This window comes from Candidatus Binatus sp. (assembly GCF_030646925.1).
Classification (GTDB): Bacteria; Desulfobacterota; Binatia; order Binatales; family Binataceae; genus Binatus.
In genome coordinates, this window is record NZ_JAUSKL010000046.1 from 44,672 (window position 1) to 58,179 (window position 13,508).

The window sequence follows — 13,508 nt, forward strand, 5'->3', positions numbered from 1 at the left end:
CGAGTTCCTCGCTCATGCGTCGGACGATAGCCATCCGCCAGGTGGTGCGCTATCGCTTGACCGCGATGCGCTTTCCACTACGCTGCATAGTCATGCCGGCGCCGATGCTTAACGACGTATTGCCCGACTTGCTCGAAGAGATGGCTTACCTGCTGAAGCAGCAGGGCGCGGACCCGCTCGAGCCCAAGCTGCGCGCGCTTCGAATCGAGTCGGTATGCGATTGCGGCGACGAGAATTGCGCGAGCTTCGCGACCGCGCCCGAGGTCAAAGTTGCGAACTATGTCGAGCTGCAATCGATCGAAGGCCAGGTGATTATCGATCTGAACGCGGCCGACGAGATTTGCTTTATCGAGGTGCTCGGCCGGCCCGATATCAAGTACCTGCTCGAGGAGTACTACGACGCGCAGAGCCCCGGCGGCTCGAACAGCTAGCCGACTGCGCGCGCCGCGGGGACGGCGCGGAATCGATCGACGAACTCGATCACTTCGCTCGCCACGCGCTCCTTTTCGCTGTCCACCGTGATCACGTGATAGCTCTCGTCGAGCACGATCGCACGCTTCTCGGCGCTGCCGAGATGCTTCATCGCGAAGTTCACGTTTTTGCGTTGCGGACAGGTGTGATCGCGCCGCGCATGAATCACCAACGCCGGCTGCGTGATATGCGCGAGCCGCGGCCGGACCAGCGCCGATAGTTCGAGCAGCTTGAGCGGCGCGTTCAGCGGCATCAGCGCGCATTGCGGATGAATCCCGCGCGCGCCGGCGTCATGAATGTCCGAGCCCGACGAATTGTAGAGGTAGAGCTTGTCCGCGACGGTACCGAGCATCCGCACCGCTTTGAGCATGGTCGTCGTCGCGGGTGGCAGAAAGAACGCCGGCGCGAGCATCACGAGTCCGGCGACGGCCTCGCGCTGATCGGCGGCAAGCCGTGCGGCGAGCAGCGCGCCCATCGAGAGGCCGACGGCCACGTTGGGATCGCCGTATCGGCGAAGTTCCTCGAATCCCTGCACGACGCTTTCGTACCAGTTCTCGTGCCCGACCTGGCCGAGCGCTTCGGGCGCCTCCGCGTGCCCCGCGAGTCTAACCCCGTGCACGCGAGCGCCGCGCGCCGCGATCCGCTCGCCGAGCGCGCGCATCTCGTAGGGCGTGCCGGTCAAGCCGTGAACCAGCAGGACGCTGACGCCTTCGCCGGGGAAGAAAAACTCGTCGGTGTTGACGCCCGGATGCTCGGGCGATGGAGGTTCGTCGGAAGAAGAACTCATCCTTGTGGAAATCCGCGCGGGCGCGTCCCCTCTACATCGATTGCTCAGATGATCCGAGCTGTTCGCTATCGATTTTAATCTTTGCCTGGTCCTTCAGATGATCGAGAAACTGCGTCCACGCCTGCGCGCGCCGCTGATCGAGAAATTCCTGCGTGAACGATTTCTGCGCGGACTTCCATTGCTCGTCGGTCGGCTCGGTGCGCGATGCGACCTCGAAAATATACGAATTGCCGCGATTTTCCATCACACGATCGATCACGCCGGGAATCGTCGGCAGCACGCCGGCGGCGTCGGTGACCTCCGGGAACTGCCCGATACCGGGAATCGAGTGCTCGGTGCGCGGAAATGGATCGACGGTTTTGATCGCGAGCTTGTTGTCGGTCGCGGCCTTGTCGAAGGCGGCCAGAGTCTTGATCGTCGCGATAATCTTCTGCGCCTGGTTGTGCGCGTCCGCGATCGCGGTCGCGCGAATGAGCGCATCGCGGACCTGCGCTTCGATTTCTTTGAGCGGCGGAATCCGCGACGGTCGCTTCTCGAGCAGCTTAATTAAGTACGGCGCGCCTTTCACCGGCACCGCGCGCACCTCGCCGACTTCGAGCTTGAATGCGGCCGGCCCGAGTTCGTGATCCTGCTCGGCGCCGATGATTCGATCGTTCGCAGCGAAGAGCGGCGTCTCGACCGCCTCGATACCGCGCTTCTTGGCGAGGTCCGGCAGGCTCGCGCCGCCAAGCGCCGCGGTGAGATCTGAATCGAGCGCCTCACGCCCAAGCTTCGCGCCGGCCTGCGTGCGCAACGCGTCGATCACTTTCGGCCGCGCCTCGGCGATCGTATCGGTATGCGCCGGCTTCGATTCGTCGAGCTTGACGACGTGATAGCCGAAGCGCGTCTCGACGAACACGATCTGCCCGGGCTTCATCGCAAACACCGCGTCCTCGAATGGCTTGATCATCTGGCCGCGGCCGAAGGTGCCGAGATCGCCGCCTTCGATCTTGGTCGAGTGATCTTCGGAATACTTCGCCGCCAGCTTTTTGAAATCGCCGCCCGCCTGCGCCTGCTTGAGGACATCCATCGCGGCGAGTTTGGCTTTTGCTTTCTCGGCCTCGGTCGCGCCCTCGGCCACCTCGATCAGGATGTGCCGCGCGTGGACCTGGTCGGGATGAGTGAACTGCGTCTTCAGATTGCGCTTGTAGTAATCGTCGACGTCCTTGTCGCTCGGCGCGTAAGTCGCGGCGAGCACCAGCGGCGCGTAGTGGATGAAGATGATCCGGGCGCGCGCGGGTTCGCGAAACTGCTCGATATTCTTCTTGTAGTAGTCGGCAATCTGCTGCTCGGTCGGCGCAATCTTCGCGGTGAAATCCGCGAACGGAATCTCGAAATAGCGGAGCCCGATTTTCTCGTTCTTAAGATTAAAGGCGTGGCGCACCTCGTCGTCGCTGACCTGGATGCCGGCTTCGATCATGTTGCGCAGCGTCTCCTGGAGCATCACGACGCGTTCGCTCGCTTCGTATTCGTGCGGGAACAGATTGTTCGAGCGGAGCACCTCTTGATAGGTGTCGAGATCAAACTGGCCGTCGCGCTGAAACGACTTGGTGGTCGCGATTTTCTGCTGCAGGGCTTCGTTGGTGATCGAGAGCCCGAGATGGCGCGCCTGTTCCGTTATCAGTTGGCGCTCGATTAACTGGTCGAGCGCGGCCTGGCGCAGATTGATGCTCTTTAAGACGGCGGGCGCGTCGGCGCCGTACATCTGGCCGAGCGTGTCGCGCAGCCGGCTGGCCTCGCGATCGACCTGATCCGAGAGAATCCGCTGGCCGTTGACGTTGGCGACCGGTTTGACCTGGGCGAAAAAGCCGGAGCCGATTCCCCAGAACGCGAAGATCACCGCGAGACCGCCGAGCACGATCCGGGTTCCCCACGAATAGGCGTGCCGGCGCATTACTTCTAACATTGAGGCATCATACCTTCTGCGCTTTTCGATGCGCAATTGCGCTATCAGATGCCGTTCACGCGACGGTCGGGGCCCGCCTCGTGGCCGCAGCGGTTATCAAAGCGGCGCGAAGACGGAAACGATGCGCACGCCTAGAATTAGAAGTAACATCGCGCTTATCAGTACAATCAAAGAATTCGAGGGTCGAGTCGACTATCACGGAGCGGAATTAAAGTCCAAAACTCGGAGACTCCATTCTTCGTTGCGCGAGATTTGTATCACGCAGGTACAGAGGGGACGGTCTTGGACCGAAAGCCACGAGCATAGGAATCGGGTCTTTTTGGTTAGAGCGCGTGACAACGGAACAACTAAACCGTGTCCGGGTATTCCGCCAATAACTTCATAGTGCGTCAAGAGTTCTGAAGTGCATCCTGCGACGAGGTCGGGAATCGAGAGTAGATCCTCAAGTTGCCGATCTTTGTCCGAGGTCGCCGTAGCAATTCGAAGGTCTCCCAAGTTGTGGGTCAGATAGTGAGACGCGATATTCGCAAGAAACTGCACCGTGTCTTTGTGATGGTTCAAATCGGCGACTATGTCGTCATGGTCGGTCGTCCAGAGGATGTGCTGCCCCGGACCTGAGAGTCCAGCCAAGAGAATCGATAAAAAGTGCACGATCCGCATGACACGTTCGAAAGAATTCCGATGTCCAGAGGGCTTCAGTGACAAATCCGTCACTTTTGGGGTTGGGCGTCCGATCTTTGCCAAAGAGACTTTTTATTGAGCGATGAATTGCGAAGGTAACGCAGATGCCTCGGAGATCCCCTGCTGCGCCTAGGTAAGAGTAGAGAGCGGCTCGGCGTCGACTATCGTTAAGAGATTTGAAGCTCATACGGCGCTTGCCAATCGAGAGACGCGATCTGAGTTCTAGACGTGTTCTCTCCCATGCGTCCCAAGAGCGAGGGTCGACGATCAAAAATGATATGACCTGATACCGACTGCCTTTGTGATCCCCGGAATAATCAGAGAACACCAGAAGGTTGGGGGCATCGGTCAGGGAGGGTAAACGTCCGAAGCGTTCGTCCCATTGGCGAATGAGATCGCTAATAGAGGTTGCGAGACCAAAGCCTTCTACACTTTTCCACATTGGGATTTGATCTCGACCTTACCACAGACAGGCCGAGGACCGGCTTTGCGCAAACAGGATCGCTGAGCGAACTCGGCGCAACTTTAAGCAGGTGGTGCTGTTCATCCCATTTATTTTTCCATCAGGGCGGAGCCCGCATCCTGTCGCATCGGGAAGCCCGAAACCTGCGGGAGGTTTCGGAAAATCTCCTATTCGCCCCTCCAATTGCAGCCGATTGCTTGCCTGTTCGCGGCGCTGCTGTTAGCGTAGCGGGCGGCAGTCGAAACGGGCCCGCGCCCTGAATCTCGACGGATTGTTTTGCCATCAGGCACTGACTGGTAGGTGGATTTCGGGCCACGTTAGCGCGGGCAGAATTAAGGCCTGAATCGGGCTGGTAGAGGGAAAGCGGTGGTCCTCAATTCGATTTTCGGCTGGTTTTCAAACGATCTCGCGATCGATCTCGGCACGGCCAACACTCTTATCTACGTCAAGGGCGAAGGAATCGTCTGCAACGAGCCGTCGGTGGTGGCGGTGCAGAAGGATTCGCGCGGATCGCGCCGGGTGCTGGCGATCGGCTCCGAGGCGAAGAAGATGCTCGGGCGCACGCCCGGCTCGATCGTGGCCATTCGTCCGCTCAAAGACGGCGTGATCGCCGATTTTGAAATCACGGAGAACATGCTCCGTTATTTCATCCAGAAGGTTCACACCGGCAAGACCTTGGTGCGTCCGCGGCCGCGAATCGTGATCTGCGTGCCGTTCGGGATCACGGCGGTCGAAAAGCGGGCGGTGCGCGAATCGGCCGAATCGGCAGGGGCGCGCGAAGTGTACCTGATCGAGGAGCCGATGGCGGCGGCGATCGGCGCGGGCCTGCCGATCACGGAACCGGTCGGCAACATGATCGTCGATATCGGCGGCGGCACGACCGAGGTGGCGGTGATATCGCTGGCGGGCGTGGTCTTTTCGCGATCGGTGCGAGTCGCGGGCGACAAGATGGATGAAGCGATCATCCAGCATATCAAGCGCAAGTATAATTTGCTGATCGGCGAGCGAACGGCGGAACTGATCAAGATAACGATCGGATCGGCGTACCCCGGCAATGAGATCCAGACGATGGAAATCAAGGGACGCGATCTGGTCGCCGGCGTGCCGAAGATAATCGAAATTACCGACGAGGAAATCCGCGAGGCGCTGATGGAACCGGTGCGCCAGGTGGTCGAGTCGGTGCGAATCGCGCTCGAGCGAACGCCGCCGGAACTGGCCTCGGACATCGTCGATAAGGGAATCGTGCTGGCGGGTGGCGGTGCGCTGCTGCGCAATCTCGACGTGCTGCTGCGCGAAGAGACCGGGTTGCCGGTGACGCTGGCCGACGATCCGCTGACTGCGGTCGTGATGGGTGCGGGGAAGGTGCTGGATGAACTGTCGCTGTTGCGCGACGTGACCGTCGAGTGATCGCTCCGGCAATTTTTCCCCCTTAACTGACGCCGGGATTTCGAGCTGAATTGAAGTGAGAGGCAGCTTTCTCTGGCGCAACCGTGTGCTGCTGACGGCCGGGATGCTCCTGCTGTTATCGGCCCATCTCATTTCGACCGGAGTGCATCCGGGCGACTTGGCATCGCGTCCGCAATCGATTTTTCTCGAGATGCTGCGGCCGATCGACGGCGCGCTGGCGCGCATCTCCGGCGGCGCCCAATCAATCGTAAACAGCTATCTCGAGCTGGTTCACGTGCGCGAAGACAATCAGCGCCTGCGCGCGGAGCTGGCGAAAGTGACGAACGATCGCGCGCGGCTGGCTGAGCTCGAAGTCGAGAATCAGCATCTCGGCGAGTTGGTCGAACTGCGCGACGTGCTGGGGCTCAAAGGCGTCGCCGCCAACGTGATCGGCAGCGATGCGATCGGACTGTCGCACACATTGATTCTGAGTTCCGGCACGAGCGACGGCCTGCACGCCGGGATGGCGGTACTGTCGAACCAGGGCGTCGTCGGCAAGATAATCGCGACCAGTCCCCACGCTTCGCGCGTGCTGTTGATCGACGATCACAACTCCGCCCTCGACGGCTTCGATCAACGCTCGCGCACGCGCGGAATCGTCGCCGGACTGGTCGATGACGGCCTGATTCTGAAGTACGTCGATCGCTCGCAGGATCTGCGCGCCGGCGATACGATCGTCACCTCGGGACTCGACGGGATTTTTCCGCGCGGGCTGCTCGTCGGCACCGTCAAAAGCGTGCATCGCGAAGGTCCCGGATTGTTCCTCAGTATCGGGATTACGCCCGGGGTTGATTTTCGGAGTCTTGAACAGGTGCTGGTGGTGACGCAGCAGCCGCCGCATCTCGAAGAAAAAACCAAGGGCTGACCGGCGTTGCGGCTAATCCTGCTGTTCGCGGTATTCGCACTGCTGGGATTGGCGCTGGAGACCGCGAATTTTCATCTCATCTCGTTTCGGCCACTGCTGCCCAATCTCATCGTGATTCTCGCGGTGGACCTCGGCTTTCGGCATCACAGTATCACCGCGGCGCTGACGGCATTTTCGATCGGCTACGCGACCGACGCGTTCGCCGGCTCGCATCCGGGCCTGAACGCATTTATGATCACGCTGATATACGTGGTGTGCTACGAAATCTCGAGCCGCTTGCTGGTGACCAACGCGTTCGTCGGCGCGACGGTGGTGTTCTTCGGCGTGATCCTGACCGCGCTCGGCGCGATCGCGATTAGCGCTGGTATCGAGGCGGTCGGGCAAAGCGGCGGTATCATGCCGACGCTGATGCTCCAGGCGGGAATCTCGGCGATACTCGCGCCGTTCATGTTTTCAATTCTGGCCCGATGCAAACGCGCGATAGGATTGTCTGTCGCGCCCGCGCGTGAATAGATATAAGCGGAAATTCATAAGTGGCGAAGTTCCACAGCTCAAGAAATAATCAACCGGTTCCCAAGCTGGACCCGCGAATCGCGGCGCTCACGGCGCTGATGCTCGCGGTGTTCGGCTTCGTCGGCATCCGGCTCTACTATCTGCAGGTGCTGCATCATGCCGATGCGATCGAACTAGCCGATCGCAACCGCATCCGCATCCGCCGGGTGCCTGCGCCGCGCGGCCTGGTCTTCGATCGCAATCATCGGCCGCTGGTCGATACCAAGCCATCGTTCGACGCGATGTTCGTGCCGGAGGATTCGGACAATCTCTCCGAGACGATCGAGAAGCTCGCCAAATATACCGGCACTGACTACGCCGCCGAGCGAATCGCCGCGGCAGAAGAGGAAGGCCGCCCGCCATACGAACCGGTCAAGGTCGCGGAACGACTCGATTGGCCGCAAGTCGTCGCGCTCGAGGCGCATCAGCTTGAACTGCCGGGCGTGAGCCTCGAAATAACTCCGGGCCGCCACTATCTGTACGGCCAGATGGCGGCGCATCTGCTGGGCTACGTCGGCGAAGTCACCAAAAACGACCTGATTCAAAAAGCCAGCTATCATATGGGCGACGAGATCGGAAAATTTGGTCTCGAACGCGTCTGGGAGGGCTTTCTGCGCGGCGACGCGGGTGGCCAGGAAATCGAGGTCGATGCGGTCGGGCGGCGCCTTCGCGTGCTCAAGGAAATTCCCGACAAGCCCGGCGAAAGCGTCGTGCTCACGATCGATCTGAACTTGCAGCAGGCGGCCGAGCAGGCGATGGCGGGCAAGAATGGCGCGTTCGTCGCGATCGATCCCAACAACGGCGACGTGCTCGCGATGGTATCGCATCCGGCATTCGACCCCGACGTCTTCAGCGGCAGTATCAAGGCGTCGGCGTGGCACGAATTGATCACCGACCCGAATCATCCGCTGCAAAATCGTGTGACGCAGGGAATTTATCCGCCCGGTTCGACCTTCAAGATCGTCGATGCGCTCGCGGGACTCGAAGAGGCCACGCTTACACCCGGCACCGCATATCATTGCCCGGGCGGACTCTGGTTCGGCGGGCGCATTTATCACTGCTGGCGGCATCAGGGACACGGCACGGTGGCGCTGCACGACGCGATCGTGCGCTCATGCGACGTCTATTTTTACAATGTCGGTCAAAAGCTCGGCGTCGATCGAATCGCGAAATGGGCCAATCAGCTCGGCCTCGGCATCAAAAGCGGCATCGAACTGGATAACGTGAAGCCGGGCATGATTCCGTCGGCGGCGTGGAAGCAGAAGCGCTATCACGAGCGCTGGTATCCGGCGGAGACGCTGTCCGTCGCGATCGGCCAGGGTTACGTCGCGACGACTCCGCTGCAGATGGCGCAAGTAGCCGCGCAGGTGGCGAACGGGGGCACCCGCTATCGGCCTCAGTTCGTGAAGTTTGTCGAGGGACTCGATGGCGGGATCGCGAAGGCGTATCCGCCGATCATCGAGAATCAAATAAAGATCGAGCCTGAAGCGCTCGAAGTGCTCAAAAGCGCGATGGCGGACGTCGTCAACGGGCCGGGCGGAACCGCGCACAAAGCCCATCTCGACGACGTGACCGTATGCGGCAAAACCGGCACGGCGCAGGTCGTCGGCGGCAACGCCCCGGTCGGCGAGAGCGAAGGCGGCGACGACAAGACGCCCGATAAATACAAGGATCACGCATGGTTCATCGCGTTCGCGCCGAAGGAACACGCGCAGATTGCGGTGGCGTGCATAATCGAGCACGGCGGTCACGGCGGCAGTGTCTCCGCGCCGATCGTGCACGACGTGATGCAGCGTTTCTTCCAGCTTTATCCACCGAAACCGCAGCCGGAAATCGCGCGCGTGCTCGAACAGAGCGCGCCGCCCGAGTGAGGTAGCAGGCCCTGATGGCGGGCCCCGATCGCAGATTCATCCTGCACTTCGACTGGACGATTTTCCTGCTGACACTCACGCTCGCCGGCGTCGGGCTCATCAGCGTCGTCAGCGCTTCGTATGCGGGACCGCATCGAGCGATCGATCCGCTGGTGGTGCGGCAATTGATCTGGATCGCGGCCGGCACGCTCGCGATGCTGATCACCGTTTTCCTCGACTATCGCGCGTTTCAAACCTACGCGTACCCGTTCTACATCATGGTGGTGATCCTGCTGATCGTGGTGCTCGGGATGGGCCACGCGACCGGCGGTTCGAAGCGATGGATCAACCTCGGCTTGTTCAAGCTCGAGCCGTCGGAGCTGGCGAAAATCGCGGTGGTGTTCGTGCTGGTGCGCTATCTGCGCGAGGAGCCGCCGAAAGGTGGATGGCGGCTCCGCCAGATGATCATTCCATTCATCCTGCTTGGCATCCCCGCGGGCCTGGTGCTCAAGCAGCCCGACCTCGGCACCGGACTGACGCTGATCCTGATCACGGTGACGCTGATTTTCGTCAGCGGGCTCAACTGGCGCACGATGGCGATACTGGCGGTAGCTGCGATGCTCGCGGCGCCGCTGAGTTGGCATTATCTGAAACCGTACCAGCGCCAGCGACTGGTCACGTTCATCAATCCGCAGGCCGATCCGCTCGGCTCCGGCTATCACATTATCCAGTCGGAAATTGCGATTGGAGCGGGCGGATCGTTCGGCAAGGGCTTTCTAAATGGCACGCAGGCGCGCCTGAATTTCCTGCCCGAGCAACACACCGATTTTATCTTCGCAGTGTTTGCCGAGGAGTTCGGACTCGCCGGCTCGCTCATCCTGCTTGCGCTCTATGCGAGCCTGATCGCGCGCGGCGCATGGATTGCGCGGCACGCACGCGATCGGTTCGGCGCGCTGCTCGCGATCGGCGTCACGGCGATCGTATTCTGGCAGGTCGCGATCAACATCGGCATGGCGACCGGGATGCTGCCGGTGGTGGGAATCACGCTGCCGCTGGTGAGTTACGGCGGCTCGTCGCTGATCGCGATGATGGCGGCGATCGGGATTTTGATCAGCATCAACACCCGCCGCTTCCTATTTTAACCCTCGCACGCCCGTCTGATCACTAACGGAGCTTGCGCGAGCCTGAGCCGTGATCTACGAACAACAAGCCTATCTGTCGCGGCCTTCGAAGGATCGCTTCGCGGTTAGTGTTTTTTCGGTGACGCGCAGGTGCCGCATCCGGAATTGCATCCGGCGGCGCCATCGGCCGGCGGCGGCCCGAAGTAGTAGCCCGATTGCTCGAGTTCGCCCGGTCCCACCCAACTGACGGCATCCGAGGTCGGCGTGTCGCAATGGACGCACACGCGCCGCTCGATACCATCGTCGTCGAGCGCGACGTACGTCAGCACCGACTTTGCGCACTGGGCGCAATGCGCCATCGGAAACGACGAATCTCTGGGCGCGGGGGTAGGCATCAACATCGAAGATACCCGATCGGCCACAACCGTGAAATCGGCAACTTTGGCAGCTTTCTTTGCGCCTGCATTGTGAGTCACTCGCGAACCATATTTACGAAATTTGGACGCGAACCGTTTTCAAGCCGCATTTCCACTCGTGTAAGATCGTGTGATGGCTACAACGATTAAGCTCGAACTGCCCGAAGAGATCGCGAGCCGCCTCAGGGCGAAGTGGAAGGACCTCCCGCGTGCCGCGCTCGAGAGTTTGCTAGCCGACGGCTATCGATCCGAGCTGCTGAGCGCAGACCAGGTCAGGCAACTGCTCGGCTTTGGCAGCCGGATGCGCGTCGATGAATTTCTCAAGCAGCATGGTGTTTACGACTACACTGCCGAGGACTTCGAACAGGATCGTCTGACTCTCCACCGCCTCAAGCGCCGGGCAGGCAAGCGGCAATAGGATTGCCGACTTGAGAGTCGTCGCCGATACCACGCCATTAAACTATTTGATCCTGATCGAGGGGGTTCACGTCCTGCCAGAAATATTTGACGAGGTTCTCGTTCCACGTGCCGTAGCACGCGAACTAAAGCATCCGGGAGCTCCCCTCGTAGTCAGGCAGTGGATTGCAAAGCCTCCGCGGTGGTTGCGGGTTGCCGCCGTCTCGAACCTCGATCCTGCTTTAGGGTATCTCGGAAGTGGTGAGCAGGAAGCAATCGCACTCGCGCTCACGCAGCACGCCGACGCGCTATTGATGGACGAGAAGGTCGGCCGACGGGAAGCGCAGCGAAGGAATCTCGCCGTGATCGGCACTCTTGCAGTGCTCGACGAAGCTGATCGAGCTGGGCATTTGGATTTCGGCGATGCCCTCGGCCGCCTGCGTCAAACCAATTTCAGATTATCGCCGGCGCTGCTCAGGATACTCGCTAGACGACGAAGCGAGGGCCAGCGAAGATAACCTACGTGCGGTGGTAGGGTTCGCCGAGCGCGCTGGGGGCGGCGGCTTGACCGCCAAAACTTGCGAGGACCACCAGAGTCAGCGCATAGGGCAGCGCGAGGAAAAGCTGATACGGGACCATCGTGCCGAGCGCCTGCAAGCCAAATTGCAGCGCCATCGCGGCGCCGAACAGCAGCGACGCCGCACACAGTCCCCACGCGTTCCATCGCCCGAGAATCACCACCGACAGCGCGACGAATCCTCGGCCGGCCGAAATGTTTTCGACGAAGGTGTTCGCATACGCGAGCGTGAGGTACGCGCCCGCCAGTCCAGTCAGCGCTCCCGCCGCGATCAGCGCCTGCCATCGGATTCGATAGACGTTGAGCCCGAGCGCGTCGGCGGCCGCCGGACGTTCACCCGCCGCGCGCAGCCGGAGTCCGTAGCGCGTGCGCGAAATGAGATAGGCGAGAATCGGCACCAGCGCGAAGGTGAGATACACCAGCGCGTTGTGATCGAAGAGCACTGGCCCGAGCAGCGGGATTTTCGCGAGCGGACCGAGCGGAATTCTCGGCACCGATCGCACCATGAAAGCCTTGCCGGTGACGCCGAACATCCGGCGATAGAAGACGCCGGTGATTCCGAGCGACAGGATGCTGAGCGCGGTGCCGGAGACGACCTGGTTCACGGCGAGATTCACCACCAGCGCCGCGAAGATCGCGTTGATGACGACGCCGGCGGCGATTCCGCACGCGAGCCCCAGCAGGAGACTCCCGCTGAAGTACGCGCCCGCGAGCGCGAAGAATGCGCCCGAGAGCATCGCGCCTTCGATTCCGATATTGACGATGCCGCTTTCCTCGACGAGCAGTTCGCCGAGCGCCGCCAGGAGAATCGGCGTCGCCATGCTGAGCATCGAACTCAGGAACGCTTCAAGCATCGGGCAACTCCGCGGCGGCGATCGGATCGGTCATGACGCTGTCACCAAGCATCGTTTTGCGCATCCCGCTCCAGAGCGGAGTGTCGAACGCGAGCAGGAACAGAATCACCATCCCCTGAATCACCTGCACCAACACGGGCGAGACGTTCTGCGAGCGCTGCATCGCCTGCGAGCCGTTGTCGAGCGCGCCGAAAAAGAGCGCCGCCGCGATGATGCCGAGCGGATTGAGGTGCGCGACCAGCGCGACGGCGATCGCCTCGTAACCCCATCCCGGCGAGAGCTTCTCGAACAATCGATGCGTGATCGCCGACACTTGCACCGCGCCGCCGAGGCCTGCGAGCGCGCCCGAGAGGGCCATCACCACAATCGTGAGGCGCTCGATTCTGATACGGAAGAAGGTCGCGGCGCGGCGATTGCGGCCCATCGCGCGCAGCTCGAAACCAGCGCTGGTATGGAACAAAACGACGTAGCACGCAGCCGCGAGGATCACCGCGATCAGCATGCCCAGGTTGAGGCGGCTCGGCGCAAAATAAAATCCCAGCTCCGCTGACGCCGCAATCGGCGAGCTGGCCGGATAGGAGCGCGACGGTTCCATCAGCGGTCCGTGCACGACCCAGCTCAGCATCTGCGCCGCAACGAAATTCAGCATGATCGTGCTGATAACTTCGTTCACGTCGCGCCGCGCGCGGAGCCATCCGGCGAGACCGCCCCAGATCGCGCCGCCCACTGCGCCTGCGCTCAACACGACAGCGATCGCTACCGGATGCGGCCAGTCGCCGAGCCACGGACCGATTGCGCCGGCCGCGATCGCGCCGATCACGAGCTGGCCGTCGGCGCCGATATTCCAGAGCGCGCCCGAGAACGCGAGCGAGATCGCGAGTCCGGTGAACACCAGCGGCGTCGCCTTGACGATCGTGTCGGTGAAGGCATACCAACTGCCGAATGCGCCTTCGCCGAGCGCCGCGAAAACGCCGATCGGCGACGCGCCGAGCGCGAGTAAGATGATCGAAATCGACAACGCGGCGAGCGCGAGCGCGGCGGCGGGCTTGGCGACTGACGGCAGCATCGACGCGCGCGTCCTGCG

The 13,508-nt window shown here is 61.4% G+C and carries 13 protein-coding genes; 7 read left to right on the forward strand and 6 right to left on the reverse strand.

What is annotated here, in order from left to right; translation table 11 throughout:
* Window positions 1-14 precede the first annotated feature (14 nt).
* Complete coding sequence (locus tag Q7S58_RS07590) at window positions 15-431, forward strand: hypothetical protein (RefSeq protein ID WP_304822915.1); 417 nt, start codon at window positions 15-17, stop codon at window positions 429-431.
* Here Q7S58_RS07590 and Q7S58_RS07595 read toward each other — a convergent pair.
* Together Q7S58_RS07595 and Q7S58_RS07600 are read right to left on the reverse strand one after the other, a co-directional pair.
* Window positions 428-1,258 (reverse strand): carboxylesterase, encoded by an 831-nt coding sequence (locus tag Q7S58_RS07595; protein WP_304822918.1) that lies wholly within the window; start codon window positions 1,256-1,258, stop codon window positions 428-430. The genes Q7S58_RS07590 and Q7S58_RS07595 overlap by 4 nt on opposite strands.
* Before the next feature lie 31 nt (window positions 1,259-1,289).
* Complete coding sequence (locus tag Q7S58_RS07600) at window positions 1,290-3,203, reverse strand: peptidylprolyl isomerase (RefSeq protein ID WP_304822921.1); 1,914 nt, start codon at window positions 3,201-3,203, stop codon at window positions 1,290-1,292.
* A gap of 1,510 nt (window positions 3,204-4,713) precedes the next feature.
* On the opposite strand from Q7S58_RS07600, the gene Q7S58_RS07605 reads away from it, so the two are divergent.
* Genes Q7S58_RS07605 through rodA form a run of 5 tightly spaced genes read left to right on the forward strand, consistent with a single transcriptional unit; the run spans window position 4,714 to window position 10,202 of the window.
* The gene (locus Q7S58_RS07605) at window positions 4,714-5,754 is read left to right on the forward strand and encodes a rod shape-determining protein (protein WP_304822924.1); all 1,041 of its coding nucleotides are present in this window, start codon (window positions 4,714-4,716) and stop codon (window positions 5,752-5,754) included.
* Window positions 5,755-5,809: 55 nt separating this feature from the next.
* Window positions 5,810-6,658, forward strand: a complete 849-nt coding sequence (gene mreC / locus Q7S58_RS07610; RefSeq protein WP_304822928.1) for a rod shape-determining protein MreC — start codon at window positions 5,810-5,812, stop codon at window positions 6,656-6,658.
* A gap of 6 nt (window positions 6,659-6,664) precedes the next feature.
* Window positions 6,665-7,171: a rod shape-determining protein MreD gene (gene mreD, locus Q7S58_RS07615; RefSeq protein WP_304822931.1), complete on the forward strand. Its 507-nt coding sequence runs from the start codon at window positions 6,665-6,667 to the stop codon at window positions 7,169-7,171.
* A gap of 20 nt (window positions 7,172-7,191) precedes the next feature.
* Window positions 7,192-9,081 (forward strand): penicillin-binding protein 2, encoded by a 1,890-nt coding sequence (mrdA, locus tag Q7S58_RS07620; RefSeq protein ID WP_304822934.1) that lies wholly within the window; start codon window positions 7,192-7,194, stop codon window positions 9,079-9,081.
* Between the two features lie 14 nt (window positions 9,082-9,095).
* Window positions 9,096-10,202 carry a rod shape-determining protein RodA gene (gene rodA / locus Q7S58_RS07625; protein ID WP_304822936.1) on the forward strand — a complete coding sequence of 369 codons (1,107 nt, stop codon included), beginning with the start codon at window positions 9,096-9,098 and terminating at the stop codon, window positions 10,200-10,202.
* 104 nt (window positions 10,203-10,306) lie between these two features.
* Here the strand turns inward: rodA and Q7S58_RS07630 are convergent, their stop codons facing one another.
* Entirely contained in the window at window positions 10,307-10,582 is a 276-nt protein-coding gene (locus tag Q7S58_RS07630) for a hypothetical protein (protein WP_304822939.1), read from the reverse strand.
* 148 nt (window positions 10,583-10,730) lie between these two features.
* On the opposite strand from Q7S58_RS07630, the gene Q7S58_RS07635 reads away from it, so the two are divergent.
* Window positions 10,731-11,015 carry a UPF0175 family protein gene (locus Q7S58_RS07635; protein WP_304822942.1) on the forward strand — a complete coding sequence of 95 codons (285 nt, stop codon included), beginning with the start codon at window positions 10,731-10,733 and terminating at the stop codon, window positions 11,013-11,015.
* Between the two features lie 286 nt (window positions 11,016-11,301).
* On the opposite strand, the gene Q7S58_RS07640 is transcribed toward Q7S58_RS07635, so the two are convergent.
* The 3 genes from Q7S58_RS07640 to Q7S58_RS07650 all read right to left on the reverse strand — a co-directional run bounded on the left by Q7S58_RS07640 (window position 11,302) and on the right by Q7S58_RS07650 (window position 13,490).
* Window positions 11,302-11,439, reverse strand: coding sequence for a hypothetical protein (locus tag Q7S58_RS07640; protein ID WP_304822944.1), 138 nt, complete (start codon window positions 11,437-11,439; stop codon window positions 11,302-11,304).
* Between the two features lie 73 nt (window positions 11,440-11,512).
* Window positions 11,513-12,424, reverse strand: coding sequence for an ABC transporter permease (locus Q7S58_RS07645; protein WP_304822946.1), 912 nt, complete (start codon window positions 12,422-12,424; stop codon window positions 11,513-11,515).
* The gene (locus Q7S58_RS07650; RefSeq protein WP_304822948.1) at window positions 12,417-13,490 is read right to left on the reverse strand and encodes an ABC transporter permease; all 1,074 of its coding nucleotides are present in this window, start codon (window positions 13,488-13,490) and stop codon (window positions 12,417-12,419) included. Before Q7S58_RS07650 ends, Q7S58_RS07645 begins: the two co-directional genes overlap by 8 nt.
* Window positions 13,491-13,508 lie beyond the last annotated feature (18 nt).

What these genes read in the sequence shown, in the direction of transcription:
- Q7S58_RS07590 (WP_304822915.1), top strand. Translation starts at nt 15, where the DNA reads ATGCGTCGGACGATAGCCATCCGCCAGGTGGTGCGCTATCGCTTGACC.
- Q7S58_RS07595 (WP_304822918.1), bottom strand. Translation starts at nt 1,258, where the DNA reads ATGAGTTCTTCTTCCGACGAACCTCCATCGCCCGAGCATCCGGGCGTC.
- Q7S58_RS07600 (WP_304822921.1), bottom strand. Translation starts at nt 3,203, where the DNA reads ATGTTAGAAGTAATGCGCCGGCACGCCTATTCGTGGGGAACCCGGATC.
- rodA (WP_304822936.1), top strand. Translation starts at nt 9,096, where the DNA reads ATGGCGGGCCCCGATCGCAGATTCATCCTGCACTTCGACTGGACGATT.
- Q7S58_RS07630 (WP_304822939.1), bottom strand. Translation starts at nt 10,582, where the DNA reads ATGTTGATGCCTACCCCCGCGCCCAGAGATTCGTCGTTTCCGATGGCG.
- Q7S58_RS07635 (WP_304822942.1), top strand. Translation starts at nt 10,731, where the DNA reads ATGGCTACAACGATTAAGCTCGAACTGCCCGAAGAGATCGCGAGCCGC.
- Q7S58_RS07645 (WP_304822946.1), bottom strand. Translation starts at nt 12,424, where the DNA reads ATGCTTGAAGCGTTCCTGAGTTCGATGCTCAGCATGGCGACGCCGATT.
- Q7S58_RS07650 (WP_304822948.1), bottom strand. Translation starts at nt 13,490, where the DNA reads ATGCTGCCGTCAGTCGCCAAGCCCGCCGCCGCGCTCGCGCTCGCCGCG.